At 67.9% G+C, this 16,721-nt stretch carries 14 protein-coding genes; 5 read left to right on the top strand and 9 right to left on the bottom strand.

What is annotated here, in order from left to right:
* Positions 1–16: 16 nt before the first annotated feature.
* Both rplT and rpmI read right to left on the bottom strand, forming a co-directional pair.
* Positions 17–364, bottom strand: a complete 348-nt coding sequence (gene rplT / locus VB716_RS07315; protein ID WP_197157492.1) for a 50S ribosomal protein L20 — start codon at positions 362–364, stop codon at positions 17–19.
* Positions 365–419: 55 nt separating this feature from the next.
* On the bottom strand, positions 420–617 hold the full coding sequence (rpmI, locus tag VB716_RS07310) for a 50S ribosomal protein L35 (RefSeq protein ID WP_197157494.1): 198 nt from the start codon (positions 615–617) through the stop codon (positions 420–422).
* Positions 618–689: 72 nt separating this feature from the next.
* Between rpmI and VB716_RS07305 the strand changes: the two genes are divergently transcribed.
* Together VB716_RS07305 and VB716_RS07300 are read left to right on the top strand one after the other, a co-directional pair.
* The gene (locus tag VB716_RS07305) at positions 690–2,369 is read left to right on the top strand and encodes a SpoIID/LytB domain-containing protein (RefSeq protein ID WP_323270123.1); all 1,680 of its coding nucleotides are present in this window, start codon (positions 690–692) and stop codon (positions 2,367–2,369) included.
* Between the two features lie 24 nt (positions 2,370–2,393).
* Positions 2,394–3,782, top strand: coding sequence for a glycosyltransferase (locus tag VB716_RS07300; RefSeq protein ID WP_197157498.1), 1,389 nt, complete (start codon positions 2,394–2,396; stop codon positions 3,780–3,782).
* A gap of 51 nt (positions 3,783–3,833) precedes the next feature.
* On the opposite strand, the gene VB716_RS07295 is transcribed toward VB716_RS07300, so the two are convergent.
* From VB716_RS07295 to tig, 5 genes are all read right to left on the bottom strand, one after another.
* The gene (locus VB716_RS07295; RefSeq protein WP_323270122.1) at positions 3,834–5,798 is read right to left on the bottom strand and encodes a DNA polymerase III subunit gamma/tau; all 1,965 of its coding nucleotides are present in this window, start codon (positions 5,796–5,798) and stop codon (positions 3,834–3,836) included.
* An 88-nt stretch (positions 5,799–5,886) separates the two neighbouring features.
* Positions 5,887–6,567: a lecithin retinol acyltransferase family protein gene (locus tag VB716_RS07290; protein WP_197157501.1), complete on the bottom strand. Its 681-nt coding sequence runs from the start codon at positions 6,565–6,567 to the stop codon at positions 5,887–5,889.
* A 14-nt stretch (positions 6,568–6,581) separates the two neighbouring features.
* On the bottom strand, positions 6,582–7,940 hold the full coding sequence (gene clpX, locus VB716_RS07285) for an ATP-dependent protease ATP-binding subunit ClpX (RefSeq protein WP_197157503.1): 1,359 nt from the start codon (positions 7,938–7,940) through the stop codon (positions 6,582–6,584).
* Between the two features lie 118 nt (positions 7,941–8,058).
* Positions 8,059–8,763, bottom strand: a complete 705-nt coding sequence (clpP, locus tag VB716_RS07280) for an ATP-dependent Clp endopeptidase proteolytic subunit ClpP (protein WP_370594813.1) — start codon at positions 8,761–8,763, stop codon at positions 8,059–8,061.
* Positions 8,764–8,897: 134 nt separating this feature from the next.
* Complete coding sequence (gene tig, locus VB716_RS07275) at positions 8,898–10,280, bottom strand: trigger factor (RefSeq protein WP_322757805.1); 1,383 nt, start codon at positions 10,278–10,280, stop codon at positions 8,898–8,900.
* A 640-nt stretch (positions 10,281–10,920) separates the two neighbouring features.
* On the opposite strand from tig, the gene VB716_RS07270 reads away from it, so the two are divergent.
* From VB716_RS07270 to VB716_RS07260, 3 genes are all read left to right on the top strand, one after another.
* Positions 10,921–12,018: an aspartate-semialdehyde dehydrogenase gene (locus VB716_RS07270; protein ID WP_323270121.1), complete on the top strand. Its 1,098-nt coding sequence runs from the start codon at positions 10,921–10,923 to the stop codon at positions 12,016–12,018.
* Positions 12,019–12,047: 29 nt separating this feature from the next.
* Positions 12,048–12,935 (top strand): 4-hydroxy-tetrahydrodipicolinate synthase, encoded by an 888-nt coding sequence (gene dapA, locus VB716_RS07265; protein WP_322757807.1) that lies wholly within the window; start codon positions 12,048–12,050, stop codon positions 12,933–12,935.
* Between the two features lie 92 nt (positions 12,936–13,027).
* Positions 13,028–15,061, top strand: coding sequence for a ribonuclease J (locus VB716_RS07260; protein WP_323270120.1), 2,034 nt, complete (start codon positions 13,028–13,030; stop codon positions 15,059–15,061).
* A 48-nt stretch (positions 15,062–15,109) separates the two neighbouring features.
* Here the strand turns inward: VB716_RS07260 and VB716_RS07255 are convergent, their stop codons facing one another.
* Positions 15,110–16,102, bottom strand: coding sequence for a hypothetical protein (locus VB716_RS07255; RefSeq protein ID WP_197157512.1), 993 nt, complete (start codon positions 16,100–16,102; stop codon positions 15,110–15,112).
* Positions 16,095–16,721, bottom strand: a 627-nt coding sequence (locus VB716_RS07250; protein ID WP_323270119.1) for an ATP-binding protein, incomplete at its 5' end; no start/stop codon positions are given. The genes VB716_RS07255 and VB716_RS07250, both read right to left, overlap by 8 nt.

Below are 16,721 nucleotides of genomic sequence, written 5' to 3'. Positions count from 1 at the left end.
GGGCCGACCGCCGCCGTCAGGCCTTGACGGCGCTGGCGACGCTGGAGAAGCTGCTGGGATCGACCACAGCAAGCTGGGCCAGCATCTTGCGGTTGAGACGCACGTCTGCCTTCTTGAGACCACCCATCAAGCGGCTGTAGCTGAGGCCGTTGATGCGGGCGGCGGCGTTGATGCGGGCGATCCAGAGACGACGGAAATCACGCTTGCGGCGACGGCGATCCCGATAGGCGTTACAGAGGGCCTTCATCACCCGCTGGTTGGCGGTGCGGAACAACGAGCCGTTACCGCCGCGGAAACCCCGGGCCAGGCGAAGAATCTTATTGCGACGTTTGCGGGCTACGTTGCCCCTCTTGACGCGGGCCATGGGGAGGAATCGGGTTGAAAAGGATCAGGAATCAGGCGAGCCGAGCGCAGTTGGCTCAGGCGTAAGGCATCATGCGGGCCACGTTTTCGGCGTCGCGCTCATCCACCACGGCCATCGTGCCGAGATAACGCTTCCGCTTCGGGCTCTTGTGATCGAGCAGGTGGTTGTGGAAGGCGCGCCGGCGCATGAATTTGCCGCTGCCGGTGACCTTGAACCGCTTGGCGGCAGCTTTGCGGGTCTTGAGCTTCGGCATGTCTCGCGGCGCGGACGCAAACAAGCAAAGTACGACGCGAACCTCCCATTCGCCAAGCAACCCAACTCATCCATGGCTGCAGCCCCCCGTCTCCTTGCCTCTTCTTCACCGCCGTTGCGGGGTCTCGCGGTCAGTGCACTGGTGCCCCTGATGCTGGCTGGAGGGGGCTGCCGGGCCTCGCTTCCCACCGATCACGCCTCATCCGCATCAACCCCGGCAGCAGGTCCCACCATGGCGGTCCCGGCGGCTCCACCCCCGCCGGGGGCTGTGGCCATGGAGTCGGAACTGCACTGGCCCGTGCCACCGCCGCCAAAACCCGATCCACGGGATCCGCGTCTCTGGGTGGCCCTGGCCGCCCGGCTCGCCCCCGCAAGCCAGGCTGCTGGCCCGGTGCCACCGCCGCTGCGGCTGCGCAGCGCCCGCGGTGGCCTCATCCTCACCGATGCGGCCGGCCACAGAGTCCAGGGGGCCGATCTGCTGGTGCACTGGCGCTGGCAGCCCCTGGCCCAGCCCCGGATCTGGCGGCGCCCGGCGCTCGGGCCGTTCGCCAGTTTCGAGAGTGCCGAGCAGGCTGCTGACCAGTGGCGCCAGCTTGGTGTGGCAGCCGTGATCGCGCACCCGGGCGACTGGGAGGTGTGGGCACCCGCCTCCGCCCTGCCACCCCTGGGGTTGCAGCCCCGGCTGCAGGAACGCCGGCTGCCGGGTCGCTGGGTACCGGAGCTGCGGCCGGCCGACGGTGCACGGCCACTTCAGGAGCCGATCCGGATCGAGGCGCCTGGTGGGCTGCGCTGGCAGAACGGCGTGTACGGCGGTCCCTTCCGCCTGCAACCCGATGCCTACGGCAGCTGGTCACTGCTGGAGGAGGCGCCGCTCGAGCGTTATCTCGAGGGCGTGGTGCCCCATGAAATCGGAGCCGGTTCGCCGGCAGCAGCCCTGGCGGCCCAGGCCGTGCTGGCGCGCACCTGGGCGCTGCGCAACCAGCATCGCTATGGGGTGGATGGCTATCACCTCTGTGCTGACACCCAGTGCCAGGTCTACAGCGATCCACGCCAGGCCGGCGCGGCGGTTCGCCAGGCGATCGCCAGCACCCGCCACCAGGTGCTCAGTTACGCCGGCCGGCCGATTCATGCCGTCTATCACGCCACCAACGGTGGGGTAGCGGCAGGCTTCGAGGAAGGGTGGAGTGGAGAGCCTCTCCCGTATCTGCAGTCTTTCGTGGATGGACCAGCCGCGTTGCAGGCCTCACTGCCGCTGCCTCTTCAGCAGGAGGGCCTTGCCCTGCTGCTGCGCCAGGGAGGGGCCGCCTATGGAGCCAGCCATCCCGTCTTCCGCTGGCAGCGCCAGCTGACCGCCGCCCAGATCAGTGCGGCTCTGCGCGGAGTGGCCCCAAGGCTCGGTGAGCCGCGCAGTGTGCGGGTGCTGGAGCGGGGCCCCAGTGGCCGGGTGCTGGCCCTGGAGATTGTCGGCAGTGGCGACTCCACAGTGCTGCGGCTCGATGCGATCCGCCGCACCCTGCGCACCTTGCCCAGCACCCTGTTCGAGGTTCGGCCCGTGGCGGCGGGCCAGTGGCGTGTCGTCGGGGGCGGCTTCGGCCATGGCGCCGGCCTGTCCCAGGCCGGCGCCATTGATCTGGCGCGCCGTGGCTGGGGCCTGCGGCGGATCCTGCAGCATTACTACCCGGGCACGGCACTGGTGCCGCTGACGGGTCTTCAGTCCGAGGCTCCGCCTGTGATTCCGGAGCGTCACCCTTAAAGTCTGGCCACTCACGGGGTGTCCATGGCTGCCGGCGACAGCGCCACTGCCAGCGACAGTGCCAATGCCGGCGTTGGCATTGCCAGCACTGGCAGAGATCGCCGCGCCAAATCGGCACTGTTCCTGCTGGGCTGCACCTGGGCCGGGCTCGCACCCCACTGGCTGGCAGCTGAGCGCAGCCTTCTGCCTGCGCTCAGCCTGGCGGTGCTGCTGGGCGGTTACAGCCTGCGCACGGTGCTGCTCCAGGCTCTGCGTCAGGCTCGCCGCAGTGTGGACGCGTCTGCGGGGGACTTGCCAGCCATCGATCTGCCGGCAGTGGATCTTGTGGTGGCCGCCCGCGACGAGCAGGCCGTCATCGGTCGTCTGGTGGATCGGATCCGGCAGCTGCGCTATCCGGAGGGCCAGTTGCGGCTCTGGGTGATCGACGACGGCAGCGACGATGCCACTCCCGAGCTGCTACGGGAGCTGGAGCAGACCACGCCGCTGTTGCGGGTGCTGCGGCGCCCCCGCGATGCGGGTGGGGGCAAATCGGGCGCCCTCAACGAGGTGATGACCCAGCTGCGGGGCCGCTGGATGCTGGTGCTCGATGCCGATGCCGGCCTGCAGCCTGACCTGCTCGAGAGGGTCATTCCCGCCGCCGAGGCCGGTGGCTGGTCGGCGGTGCAGCTGCGCAAGGCGGTGGTGAATGGCCCTGTCAACCTGCTCACCCGCGCCCAGGCCATGGAGATGGCACTCGATGCGGTGATCCAGGAGGGGCGCCTGTCGGTGGGCGGTGTGCCCGAGCTGCGCGGCAACGGCCAGCTGTTGCTGCGCGAAGCCGTGCAGGCCTGCGGCGGCTTCAACGAGGCCACGGTGACCGACGACCTCGATCTCAGCTTCCGCTTGCTGCTGGCCAACCAGCCGATCGGCGTGTTCTGGGATCCGCCGGTGGAGGAGGAGGCGGTGCTCAGCCTCGCCGCCCTCTGGCGCCAGCGGCAGCGGTGGGCGGAAGGGGGCCTGCAACGCTTCTTCGACTACGGCCAGGGCCTGGTGTTCGGGCCGCTCCGTTTCAGCCAGAAACTTGATCTGACCTGCTTCTTCCTCCTGCAGTACATGCTGCCGGTGGTCTCGATCGCGGATCTGGCCGGCGCTCTGATCACCCGCACCCTGCCCACGATCTGGCCGCTCTCGATCGTGGCCCTCGGTCTCTCCGGCCTGGCGATCGTGAGCGGCTGCCGGCGTCCCAGCGAGGGGCCTGCCCTGCCGGCCATGGGTCCGCTGGCCATGGGTCTGGGCATCCTCTATCTGGTGCACTGGTTCGTGGTGATCCCCTGGGTGACCCTGCGCATGGCTGTGCTGCCGAAGCGCCTGGTCTGGGTCAAGACCCTGCACCTCGGCGATGACGCCAGTGTCGAAGAGGCCGTCAGCAGTTAGAGCACCTCCAGCGCGGCCTTGAACCCGACGCGAGCAACCTCGGAGCGCAGCTCAGGTTGTCAACTCAGAGGGGCTTGCCGCCAGACGTTCAACCGAGGGTTCCTCCCTCTCGAGGGGGGCGTCCAACTCCACCACTTCCCCCTGGAAGAAGTCGGCCAGTCGCCGTGCCTTCTCATCCAGTCGGCCAGCACCAGGATCAGTGTGGGGTGGCGTCGGAGTCGCTGCTTGTTGGGAGGGTGAGGTTGGCTGAGGCACCGGGCTGGCGGCCTGCGGCTGTGGATCAGGGGCCAGTGAGCCAGCTGGCTCTCGAACCGGCTGAGCCGCAGGCCTTACTTGCAGCGCCTCGGGACGAGGCGCTGCTGACACGCTGGCAGCGGATGGGCCCGGAACGGAGCGGCCGCTGGTGTGGAAGGACTGGGCCGGTGAAGGAGCGGCGGCCGCCGGGTTGGTTTCGGCGCCGGCCACAGGACCCTGATCACTGCTTTCCAGCACCAGTTGGCGCGGACTGCCCACAACGGACGTGATCGCACGCTCCAGCAGCGGCAGGCGGCTCTGGACCATCGCGATCCAGGTGCTGGCCACCCGCACCACGGCTCGTTGCCCGTCGAGGCGCACCAGCTGGGCCTGCTGGGAGAGCAGCATGCGGGTCGACGGCAGTTCCAGCCCCGCCAGGATCTGTTGCCAGAGTTCCGGCAAGGCTGTGATGGTGTCGAGCGGCTGGGGTGGAGTGGCTGCTGCCGCGGGTGCCGGTGTCGGGCTGGCGACTGGCTGGTCCGTGGGGTGGGTCGGGCGCTCGGAGGTGGAGGCTGGTTTGGCTGATCCCGTGCGGCTCCCTGCGACTGTGCCCGTGCCCGCGCCCGTGCCCGTCGCGGTCGCCGTGGCCACGGCCGGCCTTGGGGGCACTGCGGCGGCGGTGATGGTGGGCTCCGCCAGCAGACCCAGCAGCAGCACTTCCAGCCACAGCCGCGGCTGCACGCTCTGGCGCAGTTGCTGTTCGCTGCCGCGCAGTTGCGCCTGCCACTGCAGCAGGCGGGCCTTGCCGATCTGCCGCGCCAGCTCTGGGAGCCGGGGCCGGAACTGGGGCGAGAAACTGGTGAGTTCGAGCCGTTCCGGCGCCACGCCGGCCAGCACCAGATCACGCAGCAGGCCGGCCAGTCCCTGCAGCACCGCCCCCGGTTCGCGGCCCCGTTCCAGCAACTGGCGGCTGGCATCGATCACCCCCAGCGGCTCCGATGTCGCCATGGCACCGGCCAGCTCCAGCAGCTCCTGTTCGGGCACGGCCCCCAGCAGCTCCCAGACCGCACCGGCCTCGATCGGTGGGGGCAGCAGGCTGAGCTGATCGAGCAGGCTTTCCGCATCCCGCAATCCCCCCTGAGCCCGCTGGCACACCACATGCAGCGCTTCGGGGGTGATGCCGATCGACTCCTGCTCGGCAATCCAGCGCAGGTGCTGCTCGAGGGCCTCCAGGGGGATGCGGCGGAAATCGAAGCGCTGGCAGCGGCTCAGGATCGTGGGCAGCACCCGCTGGGGGTCAGTGGTGGCGAGCACGAACACCACCCGTGGCGGCGGCTCCTCGAGGGTTTTGAGCAGGGCGTTGAAGGCTGCGGTGGAGAGCATGTGGCACTCGTCCACCACGTAGACCTTCCAGCGGGCCTGCACCGGGGCGAAGCGGGAGCGTTCGATCAGCTCGCGGATGTTGTCGACACCGGTGTTGGAGGCGGCGTCGATCTCGATCACATCCAGAGCATTGCCCGCGGCGATCGAGACGCACAGCTCGCAGACGCCGCAGGGCTCGGGTGTGGGCCCCGCATGGGCAATGCAGTTGAGCGAGCGGGCCAGGATGCGGGCGCTGGAGGTCTTGCCGGTGCCACGCGGTCCGCTGAACAGGTAGGCCGGCGCGATCCGCCCGGTGCGCAGGGCATTGCCCAGGGTGGCGGCGATCGCCTCCTGACCCACCAGCTGGTCGAAGCGCTGGGGCCGGTACTTGTGGTGCAGCGGCTGGTACGCCTGGCTCATGGCGGGTTCATGGATCGCTGCATCCCTGATCGCTGCATCACCGCTCGCTGCGTCGTGCCGTCCGGATGACGCGGCCGGAGATCCGAGGCTACTGGCCGCCCCCCTGTTCCAGCAGCCGCTCCAGACGCCCTTCCAGCTCCTCGACCTCGCTGAGCTGATCGGCCAGCTTCTGGGCAGCCAGACGCAGGGCCGCGAACTGGTCGTTGCCGGCGCCACTGCCCTGGCCCCAGCGTTCCTCGGCCCTGGCCAGCTCGGTCTCCAGCCTCCGCTGCAGGTTGAGCCGTAGCCCATCGAGCTGCTCGAGGCTTCTGAGGGCCAGGGCGCGCCCCTGCTCGAGTTGCCGGGCATCGAGGTTGAGACCCTGGCTCAGCAGCAGGCGCACGGCACCGATCAGGGCTGCCGGCACCACCTGCCCGAAGGCCTGGAGGCCGCGGCTGCCGGTCTGGAGCCAGTCCTCCACCTGGCCGCTGCGATGGCGCCCGGTCTTGCACCAGTGGGCGAAGTGCTCGCAGTTGTTGAACAGCAGGTTGTAGTTCTGCTCCCCCAGCCGGCTCATGGCGCGCCGCAGGGTCACCCCAGACGGGGAGCAGGCCTGCGGTGGATAGGTCACCAGACTCACCGGCTGGCCGCGGCTGAACTCCTCCAGGGGGCTGCGCAGGATGGCCCTTCCCTCCAGGTAGTGGGCCACCGTGCCATCGCCGAGGTCGATGCCGTGGTGATGGAACAGACCGTGCTGGCGGGGAACTTCAAGATGATCGGCTGCCGCCATCGCCGGCTACCCCGTCAGGCGGTCTTGTCGTTCTGCTCCCGGTCGAGGTTGCTGGGATAGGGCACCACCTTGGCCAGGCTGCGCTGCTCCACCAGATTCCGGCTGATCGTGAAAGTCTTCACGTCCTGGCGGGAGGGCAGGTCGTACATCAACTCCAGCATCAGCTCTTCCACAATGCCGCGCAGGGCGCGGGCACCGGTCTTGCGGCGGTGCGCCTCAATGGCGATCGCCTCAATCGCATCCGGTTCGAACTCCAGGTGCACGTCATCCATGCTCAGCAGGGTCTGGAACTGCTTGACCAGGGCATCGCGCGGCTCGGTGAGGATCGCCTCAAGGGCGCGGGTATCGAGCGGTTCGAGCACGGCACTCACCGGCAGGCGGCCGATGAATTCGGGGATCAGGCCGTAACGCACCAGATCGTCCGGCTCCAGATGCCGCAGCACCTGGGCGGCCTGATGGTCCTTGCCGCGAGGGCGGGTCCGTCCGTCAGCCTGCAGGAAGCCGATCGCATTGCGGCCCATGCGCCGCTGCACCACATCTTCGAGGCCCACGAAGGCGCCGCCGCAGATGAACAGAATCTGGCTGGTGTCGATCTGGATGCAGTCCTGATAGGGGTGCTTACGGCCCCCCTGGGGTGGCACGTTGGCGACCGTGCCCTCCAGCATCTTCAGCAGCGCCTGCTGAACGCCTTCACCGGAGACGTCGCGGGTGATCGAGGGGTTCTCGCTCTTGCGGGAGATCTTGTCGATCTCATCGATGTAGATGATCCCCCGCTGGGCCACCTCCACATCCATGTCGGCCTTCTGCAGCAGGCGCAGCAGGATGTTCTCCACGTCCTCGCCCACATAGCCCGCTTCGGTGAGGGTGGTGGCGTCCGCCACGGCGAAGGGCACATCCAGCAGCTCGGCCAGGGTCTGGGCCAGCAGGGTCTTGCCGCAGCCGGTGGGGCCGATCAGCAGGATGTTGGACTTGTGCAGCCGGGTGGCGGTGCGGTCGGTCTCTCCCTGGCCATCGCCCTGCCAGGCCAGGCGCTTGTAGTGGTTGTACACGGCGACCGAGAGCACCTTCTTGGCGTCGTCCTGGCCGACCACCTGCTGGTCGAGAAAGGTCTTGATCTGCTGGGGCTTGGGGATCGAAGCCAGGGTCGGCGCCGGCTTGGGAGCCTTCTTGGCCACGCTTTTGCGGCCGCTCTCCGGGCTGCTGCGGCTGGCACCACCCGCCGGCGCGTCGACAAGCTCCTCATCGAGAATCTCGTTGCAGAGATCGATGCACTCGTCACAGATGTAGACGCCTGGGCCTGCAATCAGCTTGCGCACCTGTTCCTGCGACTTGCCGCAGAACGAGCACTTCAGGTGAGCATCGAACTTGGCCATCGCGCAGGGGGCGTTCGGGTCAGGGTTGGGTGCCGGGGCTGGCAGGGTGACCCCGAATCTCCAGGATCAACGCAAATCGCCCTTGGAGGGCAGTCCTTAAGGATCAAACCGGTAGGGATCAGACCGGTACCGGTTGTCCGGTGGTGGCCGATCCCTCCTCGACGACCCTGTCGATCAGACCGTATTCAACCGCTTCCGCTGGAGAAAGGAAGTAGTCGCGGTCGGTGTCTTCGGCGATCTTTGCCAGGGGTTGGCCGGTGTGGTCGGCCATCAGACCGTTGAGCGTGTCCTTGAGGAAGAGGATCTCGCGGGCCTGGATCTCGATATCCACCGCCTGGCCCTGGGCACCGCCGAGGGGCTGGTGGATCATGATCCGCGCATTGGGCAGGGCCAGGCGCTTGCCCTTGGTGCCGCCGGAAAGCAGGAAGGCGCCCATGCTGGCGGCGAGGCCGTAGCAGATGGTCACCACGTCAGGAGCGACCTGCTGCATGGTGTCGTAGATGGCCAGCCCCGCCGTGACCGATCCCCCCGGAGAATTGATGTAGATCTGGATGTCCTTCTCGGGGTCTTCCGCTTCGAGGAAGAGCAGCTGCGCCACCAGGGCATCGGCGACGGCGTCGTCGATGCCGGTGCCCATGAAGATGATCCGCTCGCGCAGCAGGCGCGAATAGATGTCGAAGGCCCGCTCGCCCCGGCCAGACTGCTCCACCACCGTGGGGAGCACGCCGGGGTTGGCCATCGGCGAACCAACCGCGCTGGCGGTGGGCAGGCCGTTCCAGGGACGCTCCCCCTGCCAGCGGTTTTGAACCGGGTGGGGGCGCAGGGTGCTGAGAGGGGCGTCGATCACGCGGTGGCTGCCGGGCTGTCGGACTGGTCGGTCAATCTATGGGGAATCCCAGGCCTGTGGATTCAAGTCAGTGGGCGATTCTGCCAGGCCCCTGGCTTCAGGCCCCTGGCTTAGGCCTCGGCTGCAGGATCTCCCGTCGGGTTCGCCTCGGTTTCTTCGATGGTGCTGTTCTGCTCCAGCCACTCCAGGAGTTTGCTGCGCAGCAGGTCGTCGGTCACCGCCAGCCGCAGGCGCTCCGGATCAATCGCGTCGCTGTCGCTGAGGCTGCGGCTCACCTCCCGCAGCTTCTCCTGAATCTCCTCGGCGGCCACCTCGATCGCTTCGGCGGCGGCCAGGGCCTGGAGGGCCAGGTTGCGGCGGAGACGCTGCTCCGCCTCCGGCCTTGAGGTCTCCATCAGGCTGCGCACCAGATCGGGAGTGAAGAGCTTCTTCACGTCCATGCCCTGCTGGGCGATCTGGCCGGCGGTCTGCTCGATCAGGGCGCGGATCTCCTCCTGCACGAGGGTTTCCGGCAGTTCCACCTCCAGCTGCTCCACCAGGGCGGTGAGCAGGGCGTTGTGGCGGTTGCTGCGGGTGCGTTGCTCGGCGTCCTCCTGCAGCCGTTGCTCCAGGTCCTGGCGCAGCTCGGCCAGGGTCTGCTTGTCGCTGGCCTGCTGGGCGAAGGAGTCGTCTAGGGCGGGAAGTTCGTGGGTCTTGAGCTCCTTGAGCGTGATCGCGAAACGGGCCTGGCGGCCGCGGGCCTCCTCCTGGGGGTAGCTGTCGGGGAACTGGCACTCAATCGTGCGGTTCTCCCCCACTTCCATCCCGATCACCCCCTCCACGAACCCGGGGATCATCCGATCCACTTCGAGTTCGACCTCCATGGTCTCGCTGCTGCCACCGGTGATCGCTTCCTCGGTGTCGGCATAGACCCCCTCGAAACTCAGCACGGCCACGTCACCGGCGGCGGCCGGGCGATCTTCCACCGGCACCAGGGTGGCCAGCCGCTTGCGCTGCTCCTCGATCAGCTCGTCGACCCGGGCCGGATCGAAGGGCACGGTCTCGGCTTCGGCCTTCAGGCCCCGGGTGGCCTTGAGGCTCGGGCTGGGCTCCACATCCATCACGAGGGTGAGGGTGAGCTCACTGCCGGGGCTGAAACGCTCCAGCAGCTCCTCGAAGCCCTCGCTCAGTTCGGGGCGGCCGATCGCGTCGATCGCCTCCTGCCGGATCGCCTCCTGCACGATGGCCTCCACCAGCTCCTCAAGGGCGGTGGCGCGGATCCGCACTGGTCCGATCTGCTGAAGCAGCACCGGCCGGGGAACCTTGCCCTTGCGGAAACCGGGCAGCTTGACCGTGCGGCTGAGCTTTTCGAGGGCGGTGTCGTAGCTGGCCTGGCAGCGCGCGGCAGGGACGGCCACCTCCACGGCGATGCGGCTGCCGGGCCTTGGACTGGTGCTGACCGTCAGCGCTGGGCTGCGGTCCGTGGGGCTGGCGGACTCGGCGGTGGCAGGCATGACGGGGGCGGATCAACAGGCAGCCCCTCATCCTAGAAAGTGGCCCAGGACACGCCGCGCCACGTATTGTGCGGAGGACGACGACGACGTCCATATCCCTGCTGCCGGTCTGGCCTGGGCTGATTGGCCTGTGCCGGAACCTGCGGCAACGGTCTCGATCCCGGTCGAGGCCGCCTGAACAAGGTCGCCTGTTGCAGCGATTCTTGAAGCGAGACAATGGATTGGTTTCAATCGATTGTTAACGGTTGATGGCTCGCAGTCGAGTGTTCACAGTCGACTTGGCCTGACGCACACCCCGGCGCCTCATCCCTCTGAAGCCTCTGCCACGGCTCGAGCCCAGCCTGGAGACAGCTCCCCATTCCGGTCACCACATCCGATTCGGCGCCACCAGCTTTTCCACTTCACGTTCACCCACTCCCCAGCCTCCCCACCCTGTCGACCGGTTCGGTCGGCCTCAGCCACCGCTTTCCCCGATCGCGGCCCCGGCCTGCCCGAACCGCTTCGGCTCGGCGCCCCGACTCCGTAGCGCTCCTTCACAGGCTGCCCGGTTTTCGCCCACAGCCCGGATTTCGCCCACAGCCTGGTTCTCAGCCACAGCCCTGGCCGTTGACGCCATGGATCCCACCCGTTCCCACCGCTCTTGACCGTCTCTCACCCCCTCACCACCGCTGCCCGCCCTGCCGCCCTGCCGCAGCGCCCCCTGCGGATCGCGATCCTGGGAGCCACCGGCGCCGTTGGCCAGGAGCTGCTGCAACTTCTGGAGGAACGCCGCTTCCCCGTGGCCGAGCTGCGGCCCCTGGCATCGCCCCGTTCCGCCGGCCAGCCCCTGGCCTGGCAGGGGCGCAGCCTCACGATCGAACCGGTGACGGAGGAGGCGTTCGACGGCGTTGATCTGGTGCTGGCCTCGGCCGGTGGTTCGGTGTCGAAGCAATGGGCGCCGCTGGCGGCCGCCGCCGGCGCCGTGGTGATCGACAACTCCAGTGCCTTCCGCATGGATCCATCGGTGCCTCTGGTGGTACCGGAGGTGAATCCCGAGGCCGCCTTCAGCCACGGCGGCATCATCGCCAACCCCAACTGCACCACGATCCTGCTCACCCTGGCGCTGGCACCGCTGGCGGCCCGACGCCCGATCCGCCGGGTGGTGGTGAGCACTTATCAGTCTGCCAGCGGCGCCGGTGCCCGTGCCATGGAGGAACTGCAGCGCCTCAGCCGCACCGTGCTCGACGGTGGTGAGCCAGTCAGTGAGGTGTTGCCCCATTCCCTCGCCTTCAACCTCTTCCTGCACAACTCCCCCCTGCAGCCCAGTGGCTACTGCGAGGAAGAGCTGAAGATGCTGAACGAGACCCGCAAGATCATGGGGCTGCCCGATCTGCGGCTCACGGCCACCTGTGTGCGAGTGCCGGTGCTGCGGGCCCATTCCGAAGCCGTGAACATTGAATTCGCCGAGCCCTTCCCGGTGGAGGAGGCGCGGCAGCTTCTGGCCCGGGCGCCCGGGGTGGAACTGCTCGAGAACTTCGAGGCCAACCGCTTCCCGATGCCCACCGATGTGACCGGCCGCGACCCGGTGGCGGTGGGGCGGATCCGCCAGGACCTGAGCGATCCCAACGCGCTGGAGCTCTGGCTCTGCGGTGATCAGATCCGCAAGGGTGCGGCCCTCAATGCCATCCAGATCGCCGAGCTGCTGCGCGATCCTGCCGGCCTGACGGCGGCGACCGTTTCTGCCGGAGGTGCCGCTTGAGCCCTGGGAACACGGCACCATCGCCCTGGATGAACGCGCCCTTCGGCCGGGTCGTCACCGCCATGGTGACCCCCTTTGCCGCCGATGGGTCGGTGGACCTGGAGCTGGCCGGCCGCCTCGCCGATCACCTGGTCAGCCATGGCTCCGATGGGGTGCTGGTGTGCGGAACCACCGGCGAATCTCCCACCCTCAGCTGGGAGGAGGAGCACCGTCTGTTCGCCGCCGTGAAGGAGGCGATCGACGGCCGGGCCCGACTGATTGCCGGCTCCGGCAGCAACTGCACCGCCGAGGCGGTGGAGGCCACCCGAGCCGCGGCTGCCTTGGGTGCCGATGCCGCCCTGGTGGTGGTGCCGTATTACAACAAGCCTCCCCAGGCGGGCCTGGAAGCCCATTTCCGGGCTGTGGCCGAGGCAGCGCCCCAGCTGCCGCTGATGCTTTACAACATCCCCGGACGCACCGCCTGCAGCCTGGCCCCCGACACCGTGGTTCGCCTGCTGGATCTGCCCAACGTGGTCAGTTTCAAGGCCGCCAGCGGCACCACCGAAGAAGTGAGCCAGCTGCGCCTGCTCTGCGGGGATCGGCTGGCGATCTACAGCGGCGACGATGCCCTCACCCTGCCAATGCTGGCCGTGGGGGCTGTCGGGGTGGTCAGCGTCGCCAGCCACGTGGCCGGCCCCCAGATCAAGGCCATGATCCAGGCCTTCCTCGCTGGCGATGCCGCCGCTGCCCTGGCGCTGCATGAGCAGCTGCTGCCCCTGTGCAAAGCCCTGTTCTGCACCACCAATCCCATCCCCGTCAAAGCCGCCCTGGAGATCTGCGGCTGGCCGGTGGGTGCTCCCCGTCTTCCCCTTCTTTCCGCTGATACCGACGTGCGTCAACGCCTCATCTCTGTCCTGGCTGCCCTGCGTCCTACCTGACGCCAAGGCTTGCGCTGCCCGACGACGGACCGCCATCCGTCCTTACGCTCGCTTCATCGGTCTCTTTCTTTTTCTTCTTTCCTTTTTCCTACATGACCAATCAGAACGGCCACGCTCGTCCAAGCTCCTCCCCCGGCGCCAATGGCAAGACCCCGGCGCTGCGGGTGATTCCCCTGGGGGGCCTGCATGAGATCGGCAAGAATACCTGCGTGTTCGAATACGGCGACGACATCATGCTCGTCGATGCCGGCCTGGCCTTCCCCAGCGATGGCATGCACGGCGTCAACGTGGTGCTGCCCGACACCAGCTATCTGCGTGAGAATCAGAAACGGATCCGCGGGATGATCGTGACCCATGGACACGAAGATCACATCGGTGGCATCCCCCACCACCTTAAGAACTTCACCATCCCCGTGATCTATGGCCCCCGCCTGGCCATGTCCCTGTTGCAGGGAAAGATGGAGGAGGCCGGTGTCACCGATCGCACGGTGATTCAGACGGTGGGCCCACGTGATGTGGTGCAGGTGGGTAAGCACTTCAAGGTGGAGTTCATCCGCAACACCCACTCGATGGCGGACAGCTTCACCCTGGCGGTCACCACGCCGGTCGGGGTGGTGGTGTTCACCGGTGATTTCAAGTTCGACCATACGCCGGTCGACGGCGAGCACTTCGACATGGCCCGCTTGGCCCACTATGGCGAGCAAGGTGTGCTGTGTCTGTTCAGCGACTCCACCAATGCGGAGGTACCCGGCTTCACGCCCTCGGAGCGGGCCGTGTTCCCCAAACTCGACCAGCACATCGCCCAGGCTGAGGGTCGGGTGATCATCACCACCTTCGCCAGCTCGATCCATCGGGTGGCGATGATTCTGGAACTGGCGCTCAAGAACGGCCGCAAAGTCGGCCTGCTGGGTCGGTCGATGCTCAATGTGATCGCCAAGGCCCGGGAGCTCGGCTACATGCGTGCCCCCGATGAACTGTTCGTGCCGATCAAGCAGATCCGCGATCTGCCCGATCGCGAAACCCTGCTGCTGATGACGGGCAGTCAGGGTGAGCCGCTGGCCGCCCTGAGCCGCATCTCCCGCGGTGAGCACCCGCAGGTCCAGGTGAAAAGCAGCGACACGATCATCTTCTCGGCCAGTCCGATTCCGGGCAACACCATCTCCGTTGTCAACACGATTGACCGCCTGATGATGCTCGGCGCCAAGGTGGTGTATGGCAAGGGCGAAGGCATCCACGTCTCGGGTCATGGTTGCCAGGAAGACCAGAAGTTGATGCTGGCCCTCACCCGGCCCAAGTACTTCGTGCCGGTGCACGGTGAGCACCGCATGCTCGTCTGCCACAGCAAGACGGCCCAGTCGATGGGGGTGCCCGCCGACAACATGCTGCTGATCGATAACGGCGATGTGGTCGAACTCACCCCCGATTCGATCCGCAAAGGAGAAGCAGTCAAGGCCGGCATCGAGCTGCTGGATGCCTCCCGCAACGGCATCGTCGATGCGCGCGTGCTCAAGGAGCGCCAGCAGCTGGCGGAAGACGGCGTGATCAACCTGCTCACCGTGATCAGCACCGATGGTGTGATGGCGGCCCCGCCCCGGGTGAATCTGCGCGGCGTGGTCACCACCGCCGATGCCCGCAAGCTCTCGGTCTGGACCGAGCGCGAGATCAACTGGGTGCTCGAGAATCGCTGGAGCCATCTGGCCCGGAACAGCGGCGGCAATGCCCCCGACGTCGACTGGGTCGGTGTGCAGCGCGAGATCGAACTGGGGCTGCAGCGTCGCCTGCGCCGCGAGCTGCAGGTGGAGCCGCTGATCATCTGCCTGGTGCAGCCCGCCCCGGCCGGTACGCCTGCCTACAAGGGGCGCGCTGATGCCGAACCCGATACCCGTCCCGCGCCGCGAGGTCGTCGTGATGGCGGGCGGGAGATCATCCGCAACGGCAACGGCGCCCCCCAGCGTCAACCAGTGGCCGCTGCAGCGGCCGTTGCATCAGCGCCCGCATCTGCCGCCGCTGTCGCGGTGGCACCCCCTGTGGCTGCACCTGCCGCAGCCGTCCGGCAGGTGGCGGTCAAGGAGGAGGAGCCGGTCGGACGCACCCGCCGCCGCCGCTCCGCTGCCGTGGCCGGTTGATCGCCGGTTGTTGAACGCCCGCTTCTGTCAGGAGTGGTGCGTGCGCCCTCAGCGCAGCACCACCCGCAGCAGTCCGCGGGCCAGCTCCTCCTCTTCCTCCGGAGTGAACAGGGGCGGCGGAACGGTAACTTCTGCCTCCCCGGTCTTCTCCAGGGTGAGGCTGGCCCCACCTTTGGCTTCCACAGGAACCACCTCGATCTCCTCGGCCCGGGTGGGATCAGCCTGATTCACCTCGATGAGCTCGGGTTCATCCACCACCTCCACCGCAATCGGTGCAACAGCCATCACTGCAGCCGCCGGCGCTGTGGGTTCAGCAGCGGCTTCTTGGGGATCCGCCTGTAAATGCGGCACGGTGATACCCGCCGGCATCACTGGTGAAGCTTGCAGAAAGGGATTGGAGGCCATCGCCACGGCGCCATCTGCCGCGGGCTGGGCTCCGGGATCGCTGGCACCCAGATCCACCATCCAGGGCATGGCCGCCGCAGGCATGGCGATTCCTCCCCTGGCCACCGCCGTGGGCGTGAAGGGGAACGCCGCGCCTGTCGCACCGGCCGTTTCGATTGTCTCCGGCGTCGATCCGTCTTCCAGGCCTGTGGCTGCCGCTGTGCCGTCCAGAGCTGGCGCTGGGGTTGCCGGATTCTCTGCTTCGCCACGCTCCTGATCAGGATCGGAGTTCCCCAGCAACGAGCCCTCCGGGACGACATCCCCTTGCTCGATGCCGTCCAGCACCGGTGCAGCCCCCGCGCTGCCGCCGAGCAACACCTGGCAATGCTCCAGCCCCTGCTGGGCGATGTCCAGCAGGATCGGGGCCGGCCTGGCCTGACTCACCGTGGTGTAGTGCTCGGCGGCAGCGGTGGCATTACCGAAGCCATAGAGCTGAATGTGGCCCAGCAGCAGCTCCAGGCGCACCTTCAGCGAGGCATTCGCTGCTGGATCCAGTTGCCCCAGCAGCTGCTGACCGATGGACAGGGCCTCGGACCACCGGGCCTCGCTGTAGGCCAGTTCCACGGCCGCGTAGAGATGGTCCTGGGTCTCAGTCATGCAGCAGCGATCCGGCGGTGGGCCCAAGCAGGGCCAGTGTGCTGCGATCCCAGCGCAAGCGCCAGCCTCCGGCCAGATCGAGCCGGCCAGGACCGCGGCGCGGCGCCAGGCGGGCCAGCAGCGTCTCCAGCTGACGGCTGGAGAGAGGCTGCAGGTTGTGCTGGCTCAGCCAGTGCTGCAGCAGGGCCCGTTGGCTGGCCAGGCTGAGGGCCACCAGCGGCGCCCGTTGCAGCTGCCGGCCGAGGGAGGAAGCCTCGTGGGTGAAAACCTCGTGGGTGGAAGTCGCGGGAGTGGTATGCAGGCCGGCCAGGGCCAGTGCAACGAGTTCCTCGTCCCGCTCCAGTTCCTCGGCCAGCCTTTCGGCCTGGGCGCCGATCCGTCGGGTGGCGCCGGGATGGAGCTGCTCCAGCACCGGCAGCACCTCCTGCCGCAGCCGATTGCGAGCGAAGCGGGGATCGGTATTGCTGGGGTCCGTCCAGACCGGCAGGCCCAGCTCGCGGCAGAGACGGGCAGTGTCGCTGCGGCTGAACAGCAACAGTGGCCGCACCAGCTGGATCGCTGTCTCGGCAGCGGGATCTGGCGGTGCCGGCTCCAGCAGGGGGCGCTGGCGCCGCAGGCT

The sequence above is a fragment of the Synechococcus sp. CCY9201 genome, assembly GCF_034931105.1.
GTDB lineage: Bacteria > Cyanobacteriota > Cyanobacteriia > PCC-6307 > Cyanobiaceae > CBW1002.
The sequence above is the reverse complement of the archived record's forward strand: the minus strand, read 5'-3'. Positions and strand labels throughout refer to the sequence as shown.